This window comes from Parasediminibacterium paludis (genome assembly GCF_042651445.1).
Classification (GTDB): domain Bacteria; phylum Bacteroidota; class Bacteroidia; order Chitinophagales; family Chitinophagaceae; genus Parasediminibacterium; species Parasediminibacterium paludis.
This window is the reverse complement of sequence record NZ_JBHSDC010000001.1, coordinates 26,711-48,108: the sequence shown is the minus strand read 5'-3', so window position 1 is coordinate 48,108 and position 21,398 is coordinate 26,711. Positions and strand designations below refer to the sequence as shown.

The 21,398-nt window shown below is 37.2% G+C and carries 12 protein-coding genes; 3 read left to right on the top strand and 9 right to left on the bottom strand.

Annotated elements, in window-relative coordinates:
• Positions 1-130 precede the first annotated feature (130 nt).
• The gene (locus ACFOW1_RS00170; protein ID WP_379011355.1) at positions 131-2,815 is read left to right on the top strand and encodes a TonB-dependent receptor domain-containing protein; all 2,685 of its coding nucleotides are present in this window, start codon (positions 131-133) and stop codon (positions 2,813-2,815) included.
• A gap of 99 nt (positions 2,816-2,914) precedes the next feature.
• Here the strand turns inward: ACFOW1_RS00170 and ACFOW1_RS00165 are convergent, their stop codons facing one another.
• The 4 genes from ACFOW1_RS00165 to ACFOW1_RS00150 form a co-directional block, all read right to left on the bottom strand.
• On the bottom strand, positions 2,915-4,108 hold the full coding sequence (locus ACFOW1_RS00165; RefSeq protein ID WP_379011354.1) for an Fmu (Sun) domain-containing protein: 1,194 nt from the start codon (positions 4,106-4,108) through the stop codon (positions 2,915-2,917).
• 62 nt (positions 4,109-4,170) lie between these two features.
• Positions 4,171-5,073, bottom strand: a complete 903-nt coding sequence (locus ACFOW1_RS00160) for a hypothetical protein (protein ID WP_379011353.1) — start codon at positions 5,071-5,073, stop codon at positions 4,171-4,173.
• A 24-nt stretch (positions 5,074-5,097) separates the two neighbouring features.
• Entirely contained in the window at positions 5,098-6,312 is a 1,215-nt protein-coding gene (gene odhB, locus ACFOW1_RS00155; RefSeq protein ID WP_379011352.1) for a 2-oxoglutarate dehydrogenase complex dihydrolipoyllysine-residue succinyltransferase, read from the bottom strand.
• 187 nt (positions 6,313-6,499) lie between these two features.
• Entirely contained in the window at positions 6,500-9,241 is a 2,742-nt protein-coding gene (locus tag ACFOW1_RS00150) for a 2-oxoglutarate dehydrogenase E1 component (protein ID WP_379011351.1), read from the bottom strand.
• A gap of 204 nt (positions 9,242-9,445) precedes the next feature.
• Here ACFOW1_RS00150 and rpsT point away from each other — a divergent pair, with 204 nt between their 5' ends.
• Positions 9,446-9,697: a 30S ribosomal protein S20 gene (gene rpsT, locus ACFOW1_RS00145; protein WP_379011349.1), complete on the top strand. Its 252-nt coding sequence runs from the start codon at positions 9,446-9,448 to the stop codon at positions 9,695-9,697.
• 129 nt (positions 9,698-9,826) lie between these two features.
• On the opposite strand, the gene ACFOW1_RS00140 is transcribed toward rpsT, so the two are convergent.
• The 4 genes from ACFOW1_RS00140 to ACFOW1_RS00125 all read right to left on the bottom strand — a co-directional run bounded on the left by ACFOW1_RS00140 (position 9,827) and on the right by ACFOW1_RS00125 (position 17,718).
• Entirely contained in the window at positions 9,827-10,855 is a 1,029-nt protein-coding gene (locus ACFOW1_RS00140) for a PorP/SprF family type IX secretion system membrane protein (RefSeq protein ID WP_379011348.1), read from the bottom strand.
• Positions 10,852-14,562 carry a DUF7948 domain-containing protein gene (locus ACFOW1_RS00135; protein ID WP_379011346.1) on the bottom strand — a complete coding sequence of 1,237 codons (3,711 nt, stop codon included), beginning with the start codon at positions 14,560-14,562 and terminating at the stop codon, positions 10,852-10,854. Before ACFOW1_RS00135 ends, ACFOW1_RS00140 begins: the two co-directional genes overlap by 4 nt.
• Before the next feature lie 390 nt (positions 14,563-14,952).
• Positions 14,953-17,118, bottom strand: a complete 2,166-nt coding sequence (recG, locus tag ACFOW1_RS00130) for an ATP-dependent DNA helicase RecG (protein WP_379011344.1) — start codon at positions 17,116-17,118, stop codon at positions 14,953-14,955.
• Positions 17,119-17,184: 66 nt separating this feature from the next.
• Positions 17,185-17,718: a CAP family protein gene (locus tag ACFOW1_RS00125; RefSeq protein WP_379011342.1), complete on the bottom strand. Its 534-nt coding sequence runs from the start codon at positions 17,716-17,718 to the stop codon at positions 17,185-17,187.
• Between the two features lie 179 nt (positions 17,719-17,897).
• Between ACFOW1_RS00125 and ACFOW1_RS00120 the strand changes: the two genes are divergently transcribed.
• Positions 17,898-18,953 (top strand): DUF6588 family protein, encoded by a 1,056-nt coding sequence (locus ACFOW1_RS00120; protein WP_379011340.1) that lies wholly within the window; start codon positions 17,898-17,900, stop codon positions 18,951-18,953.
• Between the two features lie 77 nt (positions 18,954-19,030).
• Here ACFOW1_RS00120 and ACFOW1_RS00115 read toward each other — a convergent pair whose 3' ends face one another.
• Positions 19,031-21,280, bottom strand: coding sequence for a Tex family protein (locus tag ACFOW1_RS00115; RefSeq protein ID WP_379011338.1), 2,250 nt, complete (start codon positions 21,278-21,280; stop codon positions 19,031-19,033).
• Positions 21,281-21,398 lie beyond the last annotated feature (118 nt).

Below are 21,398 nucleotides of genomic sequence, written 5' to 3'. Positions count from 1 at the left end.
ACAAATATTTAGTTCTGGTAGCATTTAGCCCATCAAAATCCTTTCAAATTTGTCTTTATACCGTTCGTATAGAAGCCATTAAATACCTAATTTCTAGGTATCACCTTTGCACAATATTATTTAGAAACACATGAAGAAATTTTTCTTATTAGGCATTTTATTAGCAAGCACATTCATTTCTCAGGCTCAATACCCAAGCGCGGGCAAACCAGCGGGTGCGACTGGTCGCGGTGGTGGACAAAACGTAAACATTGGTCATTTATATGGCAAAATTGTTGACAAACAAACCAACAAAGGTATTCCTGGTGTATCAGTTCAGTTAACAGGCAATAGATTTGATACGATTACCAAACAAATGAAACAAGCTGTTTTAAAAACTGTCATTACTGAAGCGAACGGTGATTTTAGCCTAGAAGGCATATCGATTTTTGGTAATTTCAAAATGAAATTGTCTGCAGTAGGTTATAAAGCAGCGGAAAATATAGTAAGCTTTGGCATAAAATTCCCTGCTGCAGGTTCTCAACCAGATTTTGCAGCTATTGCTGCCGCAGCAGACAAAGACCTCGGCAATATTAAATTGGAGCAAGATGCAACACAATTAGAAAGTGTGACAGTAACTTCTACGGCTAAACCATTATTTGAACTTGGCATCGACAGAAAAGTATTTAATGTAGATAAAAACTTGGTGAGCACTGGCCAAACAGCAACAGAAATTATGAAGAGTATTCCTTCATTAAGTGTAGATATTGATGGCAATGTTACTTTAAGAAATGCATCGCCGACTATATTTGTAGATGGCAGACCAACAACTTTAACATTAGACCAAATACCTGCCGACTTAATTGAAAAAGTAGAAATTATTACTAATCCGTCTGCAAAATATGATGCGAGCGGTGGTGGTGCTGGTATTTTAAATATTGTATTAAAGAAAAATAAAAAAGTAGGATACAATGGTGGTATTAGAGCGGGTGTAGATAGCCGTGGAAAATTTAATGGTGGTGGCGATTTAAACCTTCGTCAAAATAAAGTTAACTTCTTTTTAAGCGGTGTTTACAATCAACGCAAATCTATTTCTACCAACACTACAGATAGAAACGATTTTGGTACAAAACCTGACCAAATTAGCCAAAATCAAAAAAGTACCAATGAGGGTTATTTTGGTTTCTTACGGGGCGGTTTAGATTATTTTGTAGATAACAGAAACACCGTTAGTATTGCTGCTAACTTTAATAGAGGTCAATTTAATGGTGACCAGGAGCAACAAGTTGACTCTACTAGTGGCGGTATTTATAAATCTTATAATTCAATTGTCAGTAATTCTGTTTCTAACTTTAAAAACTTTGGTTCTTCTTTAAGCTTTAAACATAATTTTGAGAAGAACGGCCATAATATCAGTGCCGATTTAAACTATAATTACAGTACCAATAATAATAATTCATTAATCAACACACAGAACTACTATCCATACACCATTACACCCACCAAAGCGCCTATTAAGCAACAAACTTTGGGTAGTGGCGAGAATAAGTTTTTAACTGCGCAAGTTGATTATGAAAATCCAATAACTGAAAATACCAAATTAGAACTTGGGGGTAGAGCGGCGCTTAGAGATTTTAGCAACCTAAATAACCAATATTTCTATAATAGCTCAACTGGGTTTTACGATTATTTTCCATTGCTAAGTTCTAATTATAAATACACAGATGCTGTATATGCTGCTTATGCAAATATTAGCTGGAAAGCCAATCGATTTAGTTATCAGTTAGGTTTGCGTGCAGAAAGCTCTGATTACAAAGGCAATATTTTAAGTGCAACTTCTTCTAAGGATTCTTCTTTTAGAGTAAGTTTCCCTATCAGCTTGTTCCCAAGTGCTTTTATCACATATAAATTAACTGATAAACAAGACTTACAATTGAACTATTCTCGTAGAATAAATCGTCCCAATTTCTTTCAGTTGATACCATTCATTGATTATACAGATCCATTAAACTTGAGTAATGGTAATGCGAATTTAAAACCTGAATTTACCAATTCGTTTGAAGTTTCTTATAATAATGCTTATAAAAAAGGCGCTAACTTGTTAGTTACTGCTTACTTTAAACAAACAGATAACTTAATTACACGTTATCAGTATAAAGATAAAAACCCTGCACCACAACTTACAACTGCAGATAGCGTGGTATTTAATACTTATATTAATGCTAATAGTAGTATTGCTTATGGCTTAGAAGTAACGAATAAATTACCTGTCACTAAATTTTGGGATTTAACACTAAACGTTAACCTTTTTAATTCAAAAATTAACTCAACCAATGTGGGCAATGGCTCAAATAACGAGCAGGTAAGTTGGTTTGGTAAAATGAATAATAGCTTTAAATTTAAAAAAGGTGTTTCAATACAATTTAGTGGCGATTATAGCTCAAAAAGCGTACTGTCTCAAGGCGGTGGGGGTGGTGGTAGCCGTGGCGGCGGCGGTGGCGGTTTCTATGGTGGTGGTGGTTCTAGTGCTACAGCACAAGGTTACAACTTCCCTAGATACAGTTTTGATATAGCACTGCGCAAAGATTGGACCTGGAAAAATGGTCAAAGCGGCTCTTTAACCCTAAGTATGAATGATATGTTTAGAACACAAATCTCCAAAACATATTCTGAAAGTATATATTTCAACCAAATTAGCGAAAGACGCAGAGACCCGCAAGTGTTACGCATTAACTTCAGCTATCGCTTTGGTAAGTTCGATGCAACATTATTTAAACGTAAAAATACAAAGGCAGACCAGAGTGGTGGTACAGAGATGATAGGTCAAGGTAATTAGTAAATATATAGTAAATAGTAAATAGTAAATAGTAAATAGCAAATGTAAAAAAGCCACTCAAGTCGTGAGTGGCTTTTTTATGCAATAAATAATTATAGATTAATCTTTTAATTGAAATAAGGCTGCAAACATGCTATCAGCTTTTTGATTATATCCAATAAGCAATGCTTGTTTTATTAGCGATAAACCAGAATATTGCTGTAAAATAAAATCAACCATTTTCTCATTTTCTTTTTTAAATACAGAACAAGTAATATACATAAAATAACCATTTCGATCTAATTGAGGTATCGTACTTGTAACAATTTTTTGTTGCAAATGCACATATTTGCCGATATCACTTTGTTTAAAAAAGTACAATTGCTCTGGCGTACGTCCCCACGTACCACTGCCACTGCATGGCGCATCACAAATAATAAGCTGATAACTATTACTAGTTGCTAATGATTGATTACTAATTGCTAAATCTTTTACAAACACGTTGTGAATAGGTACACCTGCTTTTGCTAATCTATTTTTTAGATTTTGAATAATCGAACCTCTAATATCGCTAACTGTTAGCCTTAAATTACCCAATATATCTGCTGCTAATATTGATTTACCGCCACTTGCAGCGCAGCAATCCCAAACAGTGGTGGCCTGATTTGAGATATTGGATATAGTTACTAAGGTTAAAAACTCACCTATGCGCTGCGAAGAAAAGTCTTGCACCACTACTTCCCTATCTAGTTGCAAAACCTCTTCTATTTTTGAGTTGTTTGGCAAAGCAACGCAAGTATCATTTACCAATTGATAGTTAATACCAGCAGCAGCCAATTTCTCTAGTACCTTTTCTTTCTGCTTAGGTCTTATGCGTAAAAATAAATCAGGTTGTTGTAAATGCGAAATAGAAAAACTAGTTGCATCAATACCTTCACTCAGTTCATTAAGTAATGGAAAACAAAGATGGATATTGATGGATGGATACACTGAAACAATAAACACTAACTTATTATTTAATATTTCATTGAGTTTAGGTCGCCATTCGTTTGGAAAAATATCTAGATAATCACTTGTATCATCGCTTGACAAAAAAAGAGCTATTTTAATAGTTTCTTCTATTGGCAATTTAGGACAGGCACCTACCAAACGGTAATACAAAAAGCAAAAATGTGCGATATATTTTCTGTCTTTACCACCATATTTTTTATTCGCAGCAAAGAATTGTTTAAGATAATTACTTAATGGCATTGCACCACTGTAAGTAGCAATAATGCTAGCAGCTGTACTAATATGTTTATGTATATACTTCATTTATGGTTAATAATAAAGCCGCTGAGACAACTCAACGGCTTTACGAGATGTATAATTAAATATTACTGGTAAAAATAAAACGCTTGTAACATGGTAGGTATATTTGACGAGCTAGAAGATCCTGTTCCATTAGCTTGCGTAGGATAGCCGTTCGTGTTGTAAGAATACGTATAACTAATATTTGCTGTACTGCTTTGCGTACTAGAATAATCTTTATAAGAAGCAGATAACCCATTATTAGCCCCAATATATACTAGATCCGCATTTATCACAATTGCTTCATTTCCAAGCATCAAAGGCGATTTTTTATTATCAAATGTATATGCAAGTTCTGAATATAATGTTGGTGCAGTAGACGTTGCATAATCATAATTTTTGAGCGAAGTAACATTTCCGTTTGCATCATACGTATAATTTGACCCAATGGCTAAAACAGACTGCCCAAGCGTTAATGCATTACTATAATAAAGTTTTAATTGCGTTATTTTTCCATTAACATAAGTATAAGTAGTACTATCAGTTAAATACAACCCACTAATGAAGGCATTTGATACAGTATAATCAAAATTATTAGAATTTGTAGGATAATGTACCTTGGTGATAGTAGTATCGTATCCAGATGCATTGGTTGAGGTTGAAGAATAAGAGATTTTATTATATTGTATCAATCTTTCGTTAGCATCTCGCACCAATATTTCTAAATTATCTACTTTGCTACCATTAGATAAGCCAACAGTTGTGATTTTAACCAACTTATTTGCACTATCGTAGGTATAATTATAAGTTAATGTATCTATATTTGATAATGTAACCAGTTTCACTAATAAACTACTAGTCGTACCACCAGGTGGGGGTGTTACTGGAGTAGTAGGTGTTAATACCAAATCATTCCACTCAATGCTTTTTTGGCAAGAAGTAAAACCAAATAGTACAAAACAAGCTATTAGAAGAAGGTTGCTTCTCATAAAAACATTTTGCATTAAAGATATCTATAATTCCAATAAAGTTTTCACAGGATCTTTACCAATTAGTAATAGTTCTGGTTTTTCTAATAGTTCTTTTACTCTTACTAAAAAACTAACACTTTCTCTGCCGTCAATGACACGATGATCATAACTCAATGCCAGATACATCATAGGACGAACCTCTATTTTACCATCAATCACCATTGCTCTATCCTGAATTTTGTGCATACCCAAGATAGCACTTTGTGGCACGTTGATAATTGGTGTACTCATTAAACTACCAAATACGCCGCCATTGGTAATAGTAAATGTACCCCCTTGCAGGTCTTCAGCGGTTAATTTGCTATCTCTAGCTTTACCAGCCAATACTACTACAGCTTTCTCTATTTCAGCCATGCTTAGGCTTTCTACATTTCTAATTACAGGCACGGTTAAGCCCCTTGGTGTGCTTACAGCTATACTAATATCTGCGTAGTCATGGTATTGTAAACTATCGCCATCTATGTAAGCGTTTACAGCAGGCCATTCGCTCAATGCAATCGCACATGCTTTTGCAAAAAAGCTCATAAAGCCCAAATTTACACCGTGGTTTTCTTTAAATTTATCTTTATACAATTTTCTTGTTGCCATAATAGCTGTCATATCAACCTCATTGAATGTGGTTAACATAGCAGTTGTATTTTTAGCTTCTACCAATCTGCGGCTAATGGTTTTGCGGAGGTTGCTCATTTTTTCTACACGTACATTTCGTGTAAATAATTCAACACCAGCAAATGCTTTTTTACCAGGATGATTCAACGCATCCAATACATCATTTTTCATGATTTTCCCCCCAAAACCACTAGGTGTAATACTCGTAGTATCTACTTTCTTATCAGCAATAATAGCTGAAGCAACAGGTGTTGCTTTAATATCTGTTGCAGGTTGTGGAGTACTTGCTATTGGTTTAGCAATAGTTTCTTGAACCTTAGTCTCTTGTGGTTTTGCTTCCACAGTAGGCTTTTCGGCAGTTTCATCAATCTGTGCTAATACCGATCCAATTAAAATGGTATCGCCCTCTGTAGCTAATTGTTTAAGCACACCCGCTTTCTCTGCGTTCACTTCAAACGTTGCTTTTTCACTCTCAAGTTCAGCAATTACTTCATCACGCTCTACATAGCTACCTTCTCTTTTCGTCCATTTTAACAAGGTTACTTCACTTATCGATTCGCCAACGGTAGGCACTTTAATATCAATCATAAAATTCTATTGTGTAGTTATGTTTTCTTTTTGTTACCAGCTTTTGTACCATTATCCAGCCTCTATTACGTCTCAATACCGAAGACTTTCGGTATATTGTTTTATATCGCTATTTAATTTCTCCTACTTTGTCATTTTGAGAAGCGAAGCCTTTTCTTAAGAGAATGCTTTACCTCGGGATGACCGATTATATACTAAATGCAGTATCTATAATCTCTTTCTGTTCTTGTGCATGTACTTTGGCGTAGCCAGTAGCTGTTGCAGCACTAGCATGACGACTAATGACACCGAAATTGATTGATTTCAAATTCATTTGTAAAAACGTTGCAGCACCCATATTTAGTGGTTCTTCCTGTACCCAAAACCATACAGCTTTGCTATATTTTTTATACAATACGCCCAGTTGTTCGTATGGTAGAGGATACAATTGTTCTAATCTCACCAACGCAACATCTGTTATGTTTTCCTTTTGTTGTCTATCTGCCAATTCAAAGTACAATTTACCTGTACAGAACAATACTTTTTTCACTTCGGCAGCATTGGTAACAAAAATATCATCTATCACTTCTTTAAAGCCACCATTTGAAAACTCACTAATATGACTATAAGTTCCTGGGCTACGTAAGTTAGCTTTTGGAGAAAAGTTAATTAAGGGTTTTCTAAAGTTCCAAGCTAGTTGTCTACGCAATGCATGAAACAAATTTGCCGCAGTAGTCACATTGGTAATAACAATGTTCAATTCAGCACACATTTGTAAAAAACGCTCCAATCTTGCGCTACTATGTTCAGGTCCTTGCCCTTCATAACCATGTGGCAATAACATTACCAGCCCATTTTGACGTTGCCATTTTTGCTCACCTGCAGTGATAAACTGGTCTATCATGGTTTGCGCACCATTACAAAAATCACCAAATTGGGCTTCCCAAATTACCAATGCATTAGGATTAGCTAATGCATAACCGTATTCAAAACCTAGTACACCGTACTCACTCAACAGCGAATTATAAATTCTGCATTCAGCTTGTGTTTTAGTAAAATGGTTCAAACGATTGTATTCTTCGTTAGTATCTTCATCACGAATAACGGCATGTCTGTGGCTAAATGTACCTCGCTTCACATCTTGACCACTCATTCTTACAATATTACCTTCCAATAATAGCGAGCCATACGCCATTAATTCACCAGTAGCCCAATCAACTTTTTGCTCTGTTTCAAGCAATTTTATTTTATCTTGAATTAGCTTTTCTACTTTTTTCAAAGGCTTAAAGTCAGCCGGCCATGTCATTAAACCATCAAATAATAGTTTAGCAGTTTCTTCAGAAATAGCGGTAAATGGCGAGCTTTCAAAATCAGCTTGTGCAGCTTTTTTCATTTCTAACCAAGCCAATTCAGGTTGTTGGTATTTGTAAGGTAGCGGATGTTGTTTTACTTCATCTAGGCGCTCTTGTAAGTCGGCCCAGAATTTTTTCTCCATTTCTTTGGCCAATTCTTGTGCGTCTGCTTCACCGTTTTGCAATAAATATTGTACATATTGCTCACGCGGATTAGCATGTTTGTCAATTAAAGCATATAATTGAGGTTGTGTATATTTTGGATCGTCACCTTCGTTATGGCCATGTTTACGGTAGCACACCATATCTAGAAATATATCGCTATTAAACTCTTGGCGATAACGTGCAGCAATGGATGCACAACGTACCACCGCTTCCGCATCATCGCCATTAACGTGCAATACGGGCGCCTGCACCATCGATGCAATTGAAGTGCAATAATCAGCACTTCTAGCGTCTTCGAAATCTGTGGTAAAACCAATTTGATTATTAATAACATAATGAATAGTACCACCAGTATAATAGCCTTTTAAGCGGCACATTTGTAATACTTCGTATACAATACCTTGACCAGCTACAGAAGCATCACCGTGGATTAATATAGGCAAAATTTTATCGAAATCGCTTTTATACAATACATCGGCTTTGGCTCTTGCAAAACCTACTACCACAGGGTCTACTGCTTCAAGGTGAGAAGGGTTAGGCATTAATTTTAAATGGATAGATTTGTTATCAGCAGTAGTTACTTCACTGCCATAGCCCATATGGTATTTTACGTCACCGCTACCCATGGTTTGATCCATTACTGCGGTACCTTCAAACTCGCTGAATATTTGCTCGTAGGTTTTACCCATAATATTAGCCAAAATATTCAAGCGACCTCTATGCGCCATACCTATTACAACTTCTTCTACATCGTGATTAGCAGCTTCTGTAATAATTTCGTCTAGAGCGGCAATCGTTGTTTCGCCGCCTTCAAGTGAAAAACGTTTTTGACCAATATATTTTGTGTGTAAAAATTTTTCGAACATCACACCTTGATTCAACTTCTCAAGTATGCGTTTCTTTTTAGGTAAACTAATTGGTTGAATGAAGTTTTTCTCCATCTCAGTAGTCAACCAATCTATTTTCTTTTGATCACTGATATATTTAAATTCAACACCAACATGTGTTGCATATACTTTTTGTAAATGGGCTAAAATATTACTTAAAGTAGTAGCGCCTAATCCTAAAATATTACCCGCTTGAAAAACAGTGTTTAAATCGGCATCACTTAACCCAAAAAAAGGTAAGTCTAAATTAGCACCTCTATCTTTTCTTTCCCTAATTGGATTTGTTTTGGCCAATAAATGACCTTTATTTCTGTAACCAAGTATCAATCGATACACTCTAATTTCTTTCATCCAATCGGCATCAACACTTGACGAACCTGCAACTGTGCCGCTCATAGCAGCCGAACCATTTGTAACCGCAAAATCAAAACCTTCAAAAAACTTTTTGAGTTCAACATCAACACTGTTGGGGTTTTTCACAAACTCTGAGTACAGATTTTCAATATAAGATGGATGAGAATTGGTGATGTACGAGAAATCTTTCATTAGATTCGTTTATTCTACTGTATAAAAAATGATGGCAAATATCGTGTATTGCATGTATAAACCAAGTAGGAATTACAGGTAAATCCACAAATTTTGGAACAAATTATTTTTGCAAAATTAACAGAATAAAAAAAGATGTCAAATTGTTTTGAATATTTGATGAAATGCCCTTACTTTTGCGCTCCGTAAAAATTTAATTGGAACATGGCAAATCATAAAGCTACTAAAAAAGATACAAGACAAGCGGCTAAGCGCAGAGATCGTAACCGTTACTATGGTAAAACCACTCGTAATGCCGTACGTGATTTAAAAGCAACTGAATCTGCTGAATATACTGAAAAATTACCTAATGTAATCTCAATGATTGACAAATTAGCTAAAAGAGGCATTATTCACAAAAATAAAGCTGCCAATTTAAAGAGTAAATTAGCGAAAAAAGCGGTTGTAGCTGCTTAATTCTATAGAATATATTATTACAAAGCCGCTTATAATTTTTAAGCGGCTTTTTTGTGTCTTATAACTTCGCCTCAAATACATTGATAGGCGTATTCAAAAAATAGGCATTGTTAATCTTCGTGTTAGTGATTAAAATTTCACAGTTGGGCATTTAATCGCTTTCCCATTACCACCATACACACCGCTTTTTACGATAGAAATCTCATACGCCCCTTGCCTACCATTAAAGCTCCCTAAATTGGAAGTTGTAGCATCGTAATTAAAAGTTATTTTTATATCATCTTGTTGATACCCAATCATGGGAATAATCGCATCTGCGTTTCTGTAATAAGCGCCTATTATTAATTGTTGTGCACCACCATCGCCGCTTAAATTTCTGTTTGCATTAATACCAATAACGGTTTCAGTGCTATTGGTTGATTGACTAACATATATATTTGGATTTACAATCCAATTATCATCTATTTTAAAACTTCCGTTTAAGAAGGTAGTAAAACGAATAGGCACTCTCGTGTCAACGGTACTAGAAGGTGCAAAAAAGCTTTCTTGTGGTCTGTTAATGTGGGCAGCACTTACCCCAAGATTGAAGTAGGCTTTACTGGAAAGAAATAAAGCATAATTTAAACCCACTTGTAAATCGAAATAACCAACACCACTATACACGAAAGACTCGCCTGAACCAGCATTTATATCAAAAAATTTACCATTCCATTGGTTATCGAATGATAATTTGCTGATATCAATACGCTTATTAACAAAACCAATATTTGCCCCAAAACTTAATAAGCTTGAGTAGCCTAGCATTTGGTGATAAGCAGCAGATACATAGCCTTGAGTGCTAGTAAGGCTACCAGTGCCAGCTTCATCTCTATATAATGTACCGCCTAAACCTACCCAGCCATTCTCAAATCTATTATTGAACAACTGCGCATCACCCCATAAACTCATGGTTTTATAAGGATTATTAAGTACGCCAGCCCATTGGTTTCGATAGTTACCGCCAACTCTATAATCATAATCAGGGTTAAAACCTGTATTTGCTGGATTAACCAACAAGGGTGCATTGAAGTACTGCGAAAAGTGCAAGTCTTGAGCTTGCAAAGCACTTATTACCATTAGCGATACAGCCAATATGATATATTGCAAATACTTTCTCATCTTAGTAAAGTTATATCACCTGTTTTAGAATATTTAGTACCATCACTAAATTCAACCTCAAGCGTATAGGTGTATACGTCTTGTGCTTGCACGCTGCCTTTGTATTTACCATCCCAACCTATTTTTTGGTTATTACTTTGGAACATTAAAACACCCCAGCGATTATAAATTCGCCAATCCATTTTAGTAATACCATAACCTCTTACAAATACCATATCATTAATACCATCGCCATTGGGAGTTATGGCACTTGGTACATCTAATAATGGTACTGTAATAGCTTTTACATTTTGGCAAGAAGTATCGCTGCATCCAGACAAATTTCCAGCAATTAAGCAGGCGTTATATGTATTAGTAGCGTTATAAATATGACTGACTACTGCATTAATATTTGTGGTAACCAAAGAGTCGCCATCACCATATAGCCATTTATAATTACTTGCTGAGCCGATTGAATTATTTGTAAAAACAACTGCAGTATTGGCTTGCGGCGGATTGGGGCTGAACGTAAATGCTGAAGTAGGTTTACCGTTTACAATTATAGTAAATGATGAGCTGTCTATTTTATTACATGTGTTGGTATCTACAACAGATAATCGGATGGTATAACTGCCTACACCATTGTATAAATGTGGTGGGGGATTTACGCCCACATAAGACGTACCATCACCAAAATCCCAAGTAAATGTTTCGCCAGCAAGGGATGTGTTAGTGATAACAGCTTGATATGGAGCACAGCCAGTAGCTGGAGTTGTAAATTGTGCTTTTACATTAGCCGCAATCCGAAGCTGTAATTGTAAAGTATCAGGATAATTACAATAATTAGTGTCTGTTAAAATAAGACCAGCATTATAAGTGCCTGGCGCTGGGTAACTATGCTGAAAGGAGCCTACCCCAACTGCTTGCTGGGTTCCATCACCAAAAAATAAGGAAAAGCTAGTATTACTAAAAGGCTTGCCCGCTGGTGCTGTAGATGTATTATCAAATTGATAGGATAGTGCATTGCAAGGTGCTAGCTTAATAGCATTTAAACCTAAAGTAGCGGCATCATTTCTTACACGAATTGTAACATACGAAGTGTCAGATATGTTACATGTAGAAGAATCAATCGCAATCAGACGCACATTATAGTTACCAACTACTGTGAATGCATGTTTAATATTTGGAATCGTAGTTGTTTGTTCGGGTGAGCCATCGCCAAAGTTCCAAACATAGGTTTTACCCAGGGCTAGTGTATCATTAAACGCAACTTCGGTAAATACACAACCTGTTTTTCTATTCGCAGTACCTTGAATAGAAGATTGAACGCCAGCAGCAACGCCAGACAAATTAAAGGCGATTTTTATAGCTGCCAAATTACATCCATCCAGTCCTCTTTGGGGAGCAAAAGCGCCACCACTAATTGGAAATGCATTTCCAGGACCAGGATCTGCATTGCCACAAGAACACAAAGATTGGTAAATAATACCGTTGGCATCAAAACGGCTTGTACCACCATCCACATGCTCGCCATAACCTCCATTTTGCCCAAACAAACTACCATACAGTTGCTTGGTAGCGTTTCTTTCCATTACAAAAAAGTAAAAATCGCTACCATCACCCGTTTTTTTAACAGCATCGGGCGTTACGGATAAACCATTGGTACCAGCACTACCATATTGTTTTACGGTATTGGCTGCGCCGCCCCAGCCAGAAACATATACATTTTCACATCTATCTACTAAAAAAGCCGTTGGCGACAAATTGGGCACGCTAGCATTGGTACCAAATACCGTTGAATAGACATAGCCAGACAAATCGGGTTTTAATTTTGAAATAAACTGCTTTCCGCCATTTTGCACAAAAACGACATTACTCGTAACTACCCAAGAACCTGTAGTAGTACCCATTACATACGGAAACCCATATTTATCAAACTGAATACCATATACAACATCTGCACCACTAGTACCTAAATACGTGCTTTGTAGCAATTGATTGCCTGCACTATTTAACATCGCTACAAAACCATCACAAGCACCGCCTGCATTTGCAGGCGTAATAACCCCAGTTTTATCGCCTGGGAAATTGGTACTAGCCGTAGCACCTGCCACATAAATATTGCCAGTAAGTGGACTGATAGATAGTACAAAAGCGGCATCATCATCGCTGCCGCCTAAATAGCTACTAACTAGAATATTATTTAAATCGGCCGAGGTTTTAATGAATAGTCCATCCTGCGCTCTACCACTGCTATTGGCACCACCATTGGTAGATTGAAATGCATTTGCAGTGGGAAAATCAACGGATTGTGTACAGGAAGCTAGCAAAATATTACCCACCTTATCAATAATGACTTCACTACGAGAATCATCACCATAATTTCGTCTTGTAGAAAATGTACCATTGATAGACGATGCATACTTGTTCTGAATATTTACTCCATCATCACCAGTACCACCTATTATTAGCGAACCAATTAATGCGGAACCATCTGCTTTAAATTTTGAAATCACAATATCGTAGCCACCTCCCGGCCCTACTTTGTTAGTACTCGGGTAATCGGGAGCCGTTGTTTTACCTGCAATAATTAAATCATTATTCGCATCTACTATTAAACTTTGTGGAAACGAATTGCCCGATTTACCACCAAGATAAGTGGCGAATATTTTTGCCGTTCCAGTAGCGTTAAACTTGATAATACCCATATCAAAGCCCCTACCTTCACCTGTATTAGAAGTACTACCGCTGTAACTAAATGCCCCGTTATTAAAAGGTGTGCCCGGACCAAACACAATACCGCCGGCATAAAAATTACCCGAACCATCATAGGTGGCTGTAAAGCCCCAGTTTTCTGCGGTACTGCCTGTAAACGTTGAAAAAATCAAAGTTGGGTCTATCACCAATGTGGCATTCTTATCTACAGGATTATCTAACTTGTATCGTACAATATTACCTTTCAATTCAAACCTACAAGCCACATTTTGCTTACCATTTTTACTTAATTGGTAGCTATAAGGAATGGCTTCTTTCACTTCATCTACCGAAGTTTTAAAAACCAATTGTTCGTCTTTTAGCTTTAGCGATTCTACACCATCTACATATAAGGCTACTCGGTTAATATCACCACCCGGATTTACCACGATGTCATATTTCAATTGCCCTTTATCGGTATAATATCGAACATCAATATTGGGGTACACGTTTTTATAAGTTACAGCACCAAACACTTTGCAGCCACTAGCCCATTTTGTTTTATCATCACCTAAATAATAATTATTATAAAATGATTGTTGCTTATCGGCAACCACAACAGGATTAGGATTAGCATTTAAAAAACTTACTTCATACACATGACCATGAATAATGCCATTATTGCTCGTTTCTGCTGCTGTATTATTTGAATTAGTAGACGTAATTGCCAAATCCCTATCCCCATCGTTATTAGCACCATTAAAGGGATGACTATCTTTATGTCCATGTAACATATCACCAATTGCCTTAAGGTCATCGTGATTCAACAATGTCATTTTATAGCCACCACCTTTTTTTAAGGCAAATGAGCCTGTGGTAAGCTGCCCTTTGTATTGGATGGCATTTTCCCATTGCCCTTTATTTTCAACAAACTCTAAAGATGGCTGCGCAAAAGTGGTACTAGTAAGCGCCAACAGAGTGAATAAGAATATATAGTGTTTTATTGCCAACTGCTGTTCATTTAAATAATGCATATCAAAATTAATATTCTCTTTTATGGCAGTTAGTATTTAGTAGAAATAATTCTTCGAATTGAAGATGGCTATTTCTTTAGCAAAAAGCGACGTCCTATCTTATGTCACATTTGCCCCTCACCAACTCAGCTGAACCTTTTTGATACCTTTTTTCCTTCCGCCGACTCGGCTAGCTCTTTTTTACGTCTTATTTCCCTTCAGCCAACTCGGCTAATCCTTTTTTACACCTTTTTTCCTTTCCGCCAACTTGGCTAAACTCATTTGCTGCCACAGAGGCAACGAATTTTGACTGTCAGCACAAGTTGATAAAAAAACATCCTATTTATGTCAACGATTTTCTTTGAGCATGACATTCTGTATTTCTTTGCTTCATTACCTCAATGACAAAAACTAAGAAATTTTACTCCAGCCTGTTTTACCTTTTTGTTGCTGTAAAAAATGTTTTAGCATCAAATTTTCGGGTAAAACCAAATCTACGTCTTTATCCAACAAAGCTTCCGCTTCTTTTTTTGCTAATTCAAGCAATTCCTTGTCATTTACAATTGAAGCTAGCTTAAAGTTTAAAGCCCCACTTTGTCTAGTACCTTCAATATCGCCAGGCCCACGTAACTCTAAATCTTTCTCTGCTATTAAAAAACCATCATTGGTTGCGCACATTATCTTGATACGCTCACGGCCTTCTTTGCTGACTTTACTACCTGTTAAAAGAATGCAAAAACTTTTCTCACTACCTCTACCTACCCTGCCACGCAATTGATGTAACTGCGATAACCCGAACTTTTCGGTACTCTCTATCACCATTACACTCGCATTGGGCACATTTACACCTACCTCGATAACGGTCGTGCTTACCATGATATTGGTTTCGCCTTTTACAAAGCGCTGCATATTGGCTTCTTTTAGGTCAGGTGCTTGTCTACCATGCACCATACTTATCAAATATTTGGGCTCAGGAAAAAAGCTTTTTACCTGCTCATAACCTTGCATCAAATCTTCATAGCTCATTTTTTCGCTTTCTTCTATAAGCGGATAAATGATATAAGCCTGCCTACCTTTTTCTATTTCAGTTCTAATAAATTCCATCACGCTAGCCCTAGCTTGTTCAAAACGATGCACCGTGGTGATGGGTTGCCTACCTGGCGGCAATTCGTCCATTACGCTATAGTCTAAATCGCCATAGGCCGTCATAGCCAAGGTTCTTGGAATTGGCGTAGCCGTCATTACTAAAACATGGGGCGGTACTGCTGCTTTTTGCCAAAGCTTAGCCCGCTGCGCTACACCAAAGCGGTGCTGCTCATCTACTACCACAAAACCCAAATTATTAAATACCACAGGGTCTTCTATCAATGCATGTGTTCCTACTATAAAATGCAGACTGCCATCAGCCAAAGCCGCTAAAATTTCTCTACGCTTTTTGGTTTTAGTGCTTCCTGTTAATATTTCTATGCGCACAGGCATATCTTTTAGCAAACTACTTAAACCAGTATAATGTTGCTGCGCCAATATTTCTGTTGGCGCCATTAAGCAACTTTGATAGCCATTATCTGCTGCTAATAACATACTTAATAAAGCCACAATGGTTTTGCCACTACCCACATCGCCTTGCAGTAAACGGTTCATTTGGCGACCACGAGCGGTATCGGTTCTTATTTCTTTTAATACACGCTTTTGGGCGCCTGTTAACTGAAAAGGTAAATGGTGGTTGTAAAAATCATTAAACAAGTCGCCCACTTTTTCAAACACTACACCACGGCTGCTTTTATGCCTTTGCAGCCGCACTAAGTTTAAACGTACTTGGGCTATAAAAAACTCTTCAAATTTTAACCGATGAATCGCCTTTTCGTACTCTTGAATAGATGTAGGAAAATGTGTTGCTCGCACTGCTTGAAATCTTGGTAATAGTTGTAAGCGTTGGGTAAGGGCCTGCGGCAAATTCTCTACAATATCTTTTGGCTGAATTTGAGCAATTAATTGTTGGGTCAACTTACCAATTTGCCTACCACTAAAACCTCTCGCTTTCAGCTTTTCTGTACTAGGATATACTGGTTCTAAATGCGTTTTAGCACCTGCCACTGTTGGCACAAAAGCCTCAATTTCTGGGTGAACAATTTGCGGCTTGCCATTAAAAAAGCCCACTTTGCCAAATACCAAATAATCAACACCAAGGGTGAGGTTTTTTTGTACCCAACTAATGCCTTGAAACCAAGCTAACTCAAGGCTGCCGCTGCCATCACGCAATTGCGCCACCAAACGCTTCGCTCTGTTTTCGCCAATGGTTTCAAAAAATAGCAGCTTACCTACAACTTGTATGTATTCTGTATCAGGATGAATATCTGCAATACGACTGATTTTGGTTTTATCAATATGCCGGATAGGAAAATGCTCTAGCAAATCGCCGAACGTGTAAATGCTAAGTTCTTTTTTCAGCAAATCGCCACGAAGTGGCCCCACACCTTTTAGATATTCAATGGGCGATGCTAATATGGATGCATGTTGGCTGATAATAATACAAATTGATAGCAGGCAAATATCGGGATTAGTTTTACCACGGAGCAAAGAAGCACACAGAGAAAACTGCTTTGCGTTTTTGCGCAGTGTTTGAATAACTTACAACAAACGAGACTAGTAAGGATATTGTGTCATCACATTACCTGCAGGATAATAATTGGCAACTACAATTAATCCGCCATTGGGGCACACTGCCACACCCACACCCATTTCTTTGGTGTCTTTCCAAACCATTTGCGTATAGTGCCCTGTTTTGTACCAATTATTATCATTCAGCCTTTGATATTTAAAGAATTTTATTTCGCCATACCAAGACAAAGACGCATCCATAGGTTTATAATAATCGCTTGAGCTGCCCCAAAATATATTCTCACCATAGGCTTTATCGCCTTCGCCTGGATGGTCTCTATGCTTCATTGTACAATGATTGTTATTTGCTAAATAGTCAGCCCATTGCTGCGCATAAGCGGCTAATTGTTGGTTCCAAACCAATGCTGGGGAGCCAACTTTTTCACGTATGTTATTATGGTGCTGCAATACTTCCTGCGCCTGCTGCACAGAAATATTACTACCCGTTTTTGTAATGGATTGTGCATTAGCAAATGCACAATTAATAAAAATAATGGCTGCTAAAAAGTATTGATACATAATGGCTTCACTAAAAATATTAAAACGAGACCAAGATAAATGAAATTAAAAGCAGCATTCTGTTGCATTTAAAAATCTGCGCTAAAAAAATGTAAAACCATGTTATAACACGGATAAATAAAATCAAAAAACTATTTGTTAATTTGCAATAACATCAACTATATACAATATACCAATTTATGAAAAAAATAACCATCTTAACAGTTAGTGTTTGCGCTAGCTTTATTGTTAAAGCGCAAGATTTTGGCTCAATAGTGGCGGCTTCACTACCCGATGCCAACAAATACGCTGCTGAATACATGCGTCCCTTTGGCGAAAGCGAAATTTATAATTTATCTCGTGGCTGGTTTAGTACCGCAAAAGCGCACAAGTTATTAGGGTTTGACTTGTCTGTGAGTGGACAATTTGCATTGATTCCATCTGGCAAAGAGAATTTTACTTTTAAAAACTCAGACTACAATTCGTTAAAGCTTTCTGGTACAGCAGCTACATCTGCTACCCTACCTACATTTATGGGTGGCGCTACCAATCAGCAAATTACTGCCACCACTACAGTTAATGGTCAAACTGCAAGCGCTACTTTTACAGCCCCAGGCGGTATTGGTGACGATTTTAAGAAAAATATTTCATTTTTGCCACTTGCATCCCCATTGCCCGTGGCGCAAATAGGTGTTGGTTTATTTAAACATACAGACCTTAAAGTGCGCTATTTTCCTAAAACTAGCTTTAATAAAGTTGAAGTAGGTGTCACTGGTGTGGCTTTACAACATGAGTTTTCTAACTATTTACCATTTATTAAAAAAATACCATTTCTACACCTATCTGGCTTAGTGGGTTACACTAAATCAACAGCATCTTACAAGCCTGTATTTAATTCAGGCAGTTCTGTACAAAATCCTAAAGGCAATGCTGTGGCAGACTTTGATATTTCAGCATTCACGGTTCAAGGTATTGTATCTGCGAAATTTGCTTTTCTTGAACTATACACTTCAGTTGGGTACATCAGCGGAAAATCTAACCTTAATTTAAAAGGTGATTATACCACTACTTATCAAACCATTATTGGCCCACAAACTGTTACCGCTACCGACCCAATTGCACTTGGCTATAAGGCTAATGGCGTTACTAATACTTGGGGTGCAAGAGTCAATGTTTTCTTCTTTAAACTATATGCAGATTACACATTTGCTAATTATAATGGCACATCGGTAGGTGCTGCTTTTTCTTTTAGATAAAAGAACGTATACAGTGAAAAAGAATGCCGCTAACGTTTGTAGTTAGCGGCATTCTTTTTATAAAAAGTCTTGTATAATTATTTACCAAAACGCTTTTTCAATAAGCTTAATGCATCGTTCATATTCATGTTGCTCATATCTTCGGCTTTTGGTGCTGATTTGTTGCTTCCACCTGCCCCTTTAAAACCTGATGCCTTTCTAGCAGGCGCTTCTTGGGTTTGTTTTATAGATAAAGCAATGCGCTTACGCGGAATATCTACCTCCAAAATTTTCACTTGTACTTTATCATTCAGCTTTAAGACCTCGTTAGGGTCTGTAATGTATTGATGCGAAATTTCGCTTACATGTACCAAGCCATCTTGCTTTACCCCAATATCTACAAAAGCACCAAAACGTGTAATATTCGTAACCACACCTGGCACTACCATACCTTCTTTCGCATCTTCAATTTTAAATATTTGAGCAAATTCAAACTGTTCTAGTTCGCTACGCGGATCGAGACCGGGTTTCTTCAATTCATTCAGCACATCTTGAATGGTTACCACCCCTATTTGTTCCGTTATATATTTTTTGGGCTCAACAGTTTTAAGTAATGCTTCATTACCTACCAATGCTTTTACTTCTACCTGCAAGTCGCTAGCTATTTGCTTAACAATGCCATAGGCTTCGGGGTGAACCGCACTTTCATCTAGCGGATTATCGCCATTTTTTATACGCAAGAAACCTGCACATTGCTCAAACGCTTTACCACCTAGACGTGGTACTTTTAACAACTGACTTCTATCGGTAAACTTACCAATCTCGTTACGGTGCTTAATAATATTTTCTGCCAAGCTTGGCCCAATACCACTTACATAACTTAGTAAATGCTTGCTCGCAGTGTTTAAATTTACCCCTACTTGGTTCACGCAGCTTACTACTGTTTGGTCTAACTTTTCTTTTAAGCGAAACTGGTTTACATCATGCTGATATTGACCCACACCAATACTTTTAGGATCAATTTTAACCAATTCGGCCAAAGGATCCATCAATCTACGACCAATACTTACCGAACCACGAACGGTAATATCGTAATCTGGAAACTCTTCCCTTGCAATTTCTGATGCCGAATAAATAGAAGCACCATCTTCATTTACCAAAAACACAGGTAAGCCCAAGTTTAAAGATTTAATAAAACCTTCGGTTTCTCTACCTGCAGTACCATCACCAATGGCGATGGTTTCAATATTATATTTACTTACCAAATGCTTAATGGTATAGCTAGCTTCGATTTGTTTATTGCCTTCGTGTATGTAAATTAAATCGGTGGTTTGTAAAGCCCCTTGCTCATCTAAACACACTATTTTACAACCTGTTCTGTAACCTGGATCAATCGCTAAAACACGTTTACTACCAAGTGGCGAACTCAACAATAATTGCTTTAAATTCTCCGCAAAAACGGTAATTGCTTCTTCATCAGCTTTGGTTTTTAATGCAGTTCTAAACTCAGTTTCTAAACTCGGTTGTAGCAAGCGTTTATAAGCATCTTTAATAGCTTTTTTCACTTGTTCAACGGAACTATTTAAGCTACCAGTGATGTAGATATCTTCTACCAATTCAATGGCTTCTTCTTCTACAGGCGCAATGCTCATGCGCAAAAAACCTTCTAAGAAACCACGTAAAATAGCCAATATTCTATGCGAAGGAATTTTATGAATCGGCTCACTAAAATCAAAATAGTCTTTGTACTTAGCCGCTTCGTTTTCCTTATCTGCCAATACTTTACTTTGTAGCAAAGCTGTGTCTTCAAAGCATTTACGCAGTTTCGCACGTACCGTTGCATCTTCATTTACCTGCTCGGCGATAATGTCTCTTGCACCTTGTAAAGCATCTTCTGTACTAGCGACTGTATCGTTAATAAAGCCTTTGGCAGCGTCAGTAATATCTATCTCTTTTTGTTCAAGTAGTAATGCAGCTAATGGTTCTAAACCATTTTCTCTTGCTATTTGCGCCTTGGTTCTACGCTTAGGTTTGTAGGGCAGGTAAATATCTTCAAGCTCAGTAATCGTAAGTGCTTTGTCAATCTTCGCTTGCAGCTCATCCGTCATTTTACCTTGCTCGGTAATCGTTTTCTCAATAAACGCTTTGCGTTCGGCAAACTCTTTCAACACTTTGGCTTCATCTTGTATTTGCTGAATTTGCACCTCATCAAGCGAGCCGGTAGCATCTTTACGGTAACGCGCAATAAATGGTATGGTAGAACCTTCGGCCAATAATGCCAATACGGTAGCTACTTGACTAGGTTTGATATTGAGTTTAGTGGCAATTACTGAATCGAACTGGTTCATATTTATTTCTAGCATTTTTATGATAGGGCGGCGAAAGTAAGCATTGACTTGAATGAAAATCTAACTTTTTCGTTAAAGATGGTTCTATTATATCTACCTGCTTTTGCTGTCCTAATAA

Bases quoted from the DNA above. Each gene is read 5' to 3' on its own strand.
- ACFOW1_RS00170 (WP_379011355.1), top strand. From the start codon at position 131: ATGAAGAAATTTTTCTTATTAGGCATTTTATTAGCAAGCACATTCATT.
- ACFOW1_RS00165 (WP_379011354.1), bottom strand. From the start codon at position 4,108: ATGAAGTATATACATAAACATATTAGTACAGCTGCTAGCATTATTGCT.
- ACFOW1_RS00160 (WP_379011353.1), bottom strand. From the start codon at position 5,073: ATGAGAAGCAACCTTCTTCTAATAGCTTGTTTTGTACTATTTGGTTTT.
- odhB (WP_379011352.1), bottom strand. From the start codon at position 6,312: ATGATTGATATTAAAGTGCCTACCGTTGGCGAATCGATAAGTGAAGTA.
- ACFOW1_RS00150 (WP_379011351.1), bottom strand. From the start codon at position 9,241: ATGAAAGATTTCTCGTACATCACCAATTCTCATCCATCTTATATTGAA.
- rpsT (WP_379011349.1), top strand. From the start codon at position 9,446: ATGGCAAATCATAAAGCTACTAAAAAAGATACAAGACAAGCGGCTAAG.
- ACFOW1_RS00140 (WP_379011348.1), bottom strand. From the start codon at position 10,855: ATGAGAAAGTATTTGCAATATATCATATTGGCTGTATCGCTAATGGTA.
- ACFOW1_RS00135 (WP_379011346.1), bottom strand. From the start codon at position 14,562: ATGCATTATTTAAATGAACAGCAGTTGGCAATAAAACACTATATATTC.
- ACFOW1_RS00125 (WP_379011342.1), bottom strand. From the start codon at position 17,718: ATGTATCAATACTTTTTAGCAGCCATTATTTTTATTAATTGTGCATTT.
- ACFOW1_RS00120 (WP_379011340.1), top strand. From the start codon at position 17,898: ATGAAAAAAATAACCATCTTAACAGTTAGTGTTTGCGCTAGCTTTATT.
- ACFOW1_RS00115 (WP_379011338.1), bottom strand. From the start codon at position 21,280: ATGAACCAGTTCGATTCAGTAATTGCCACTAAACTCAATATCAAACCT.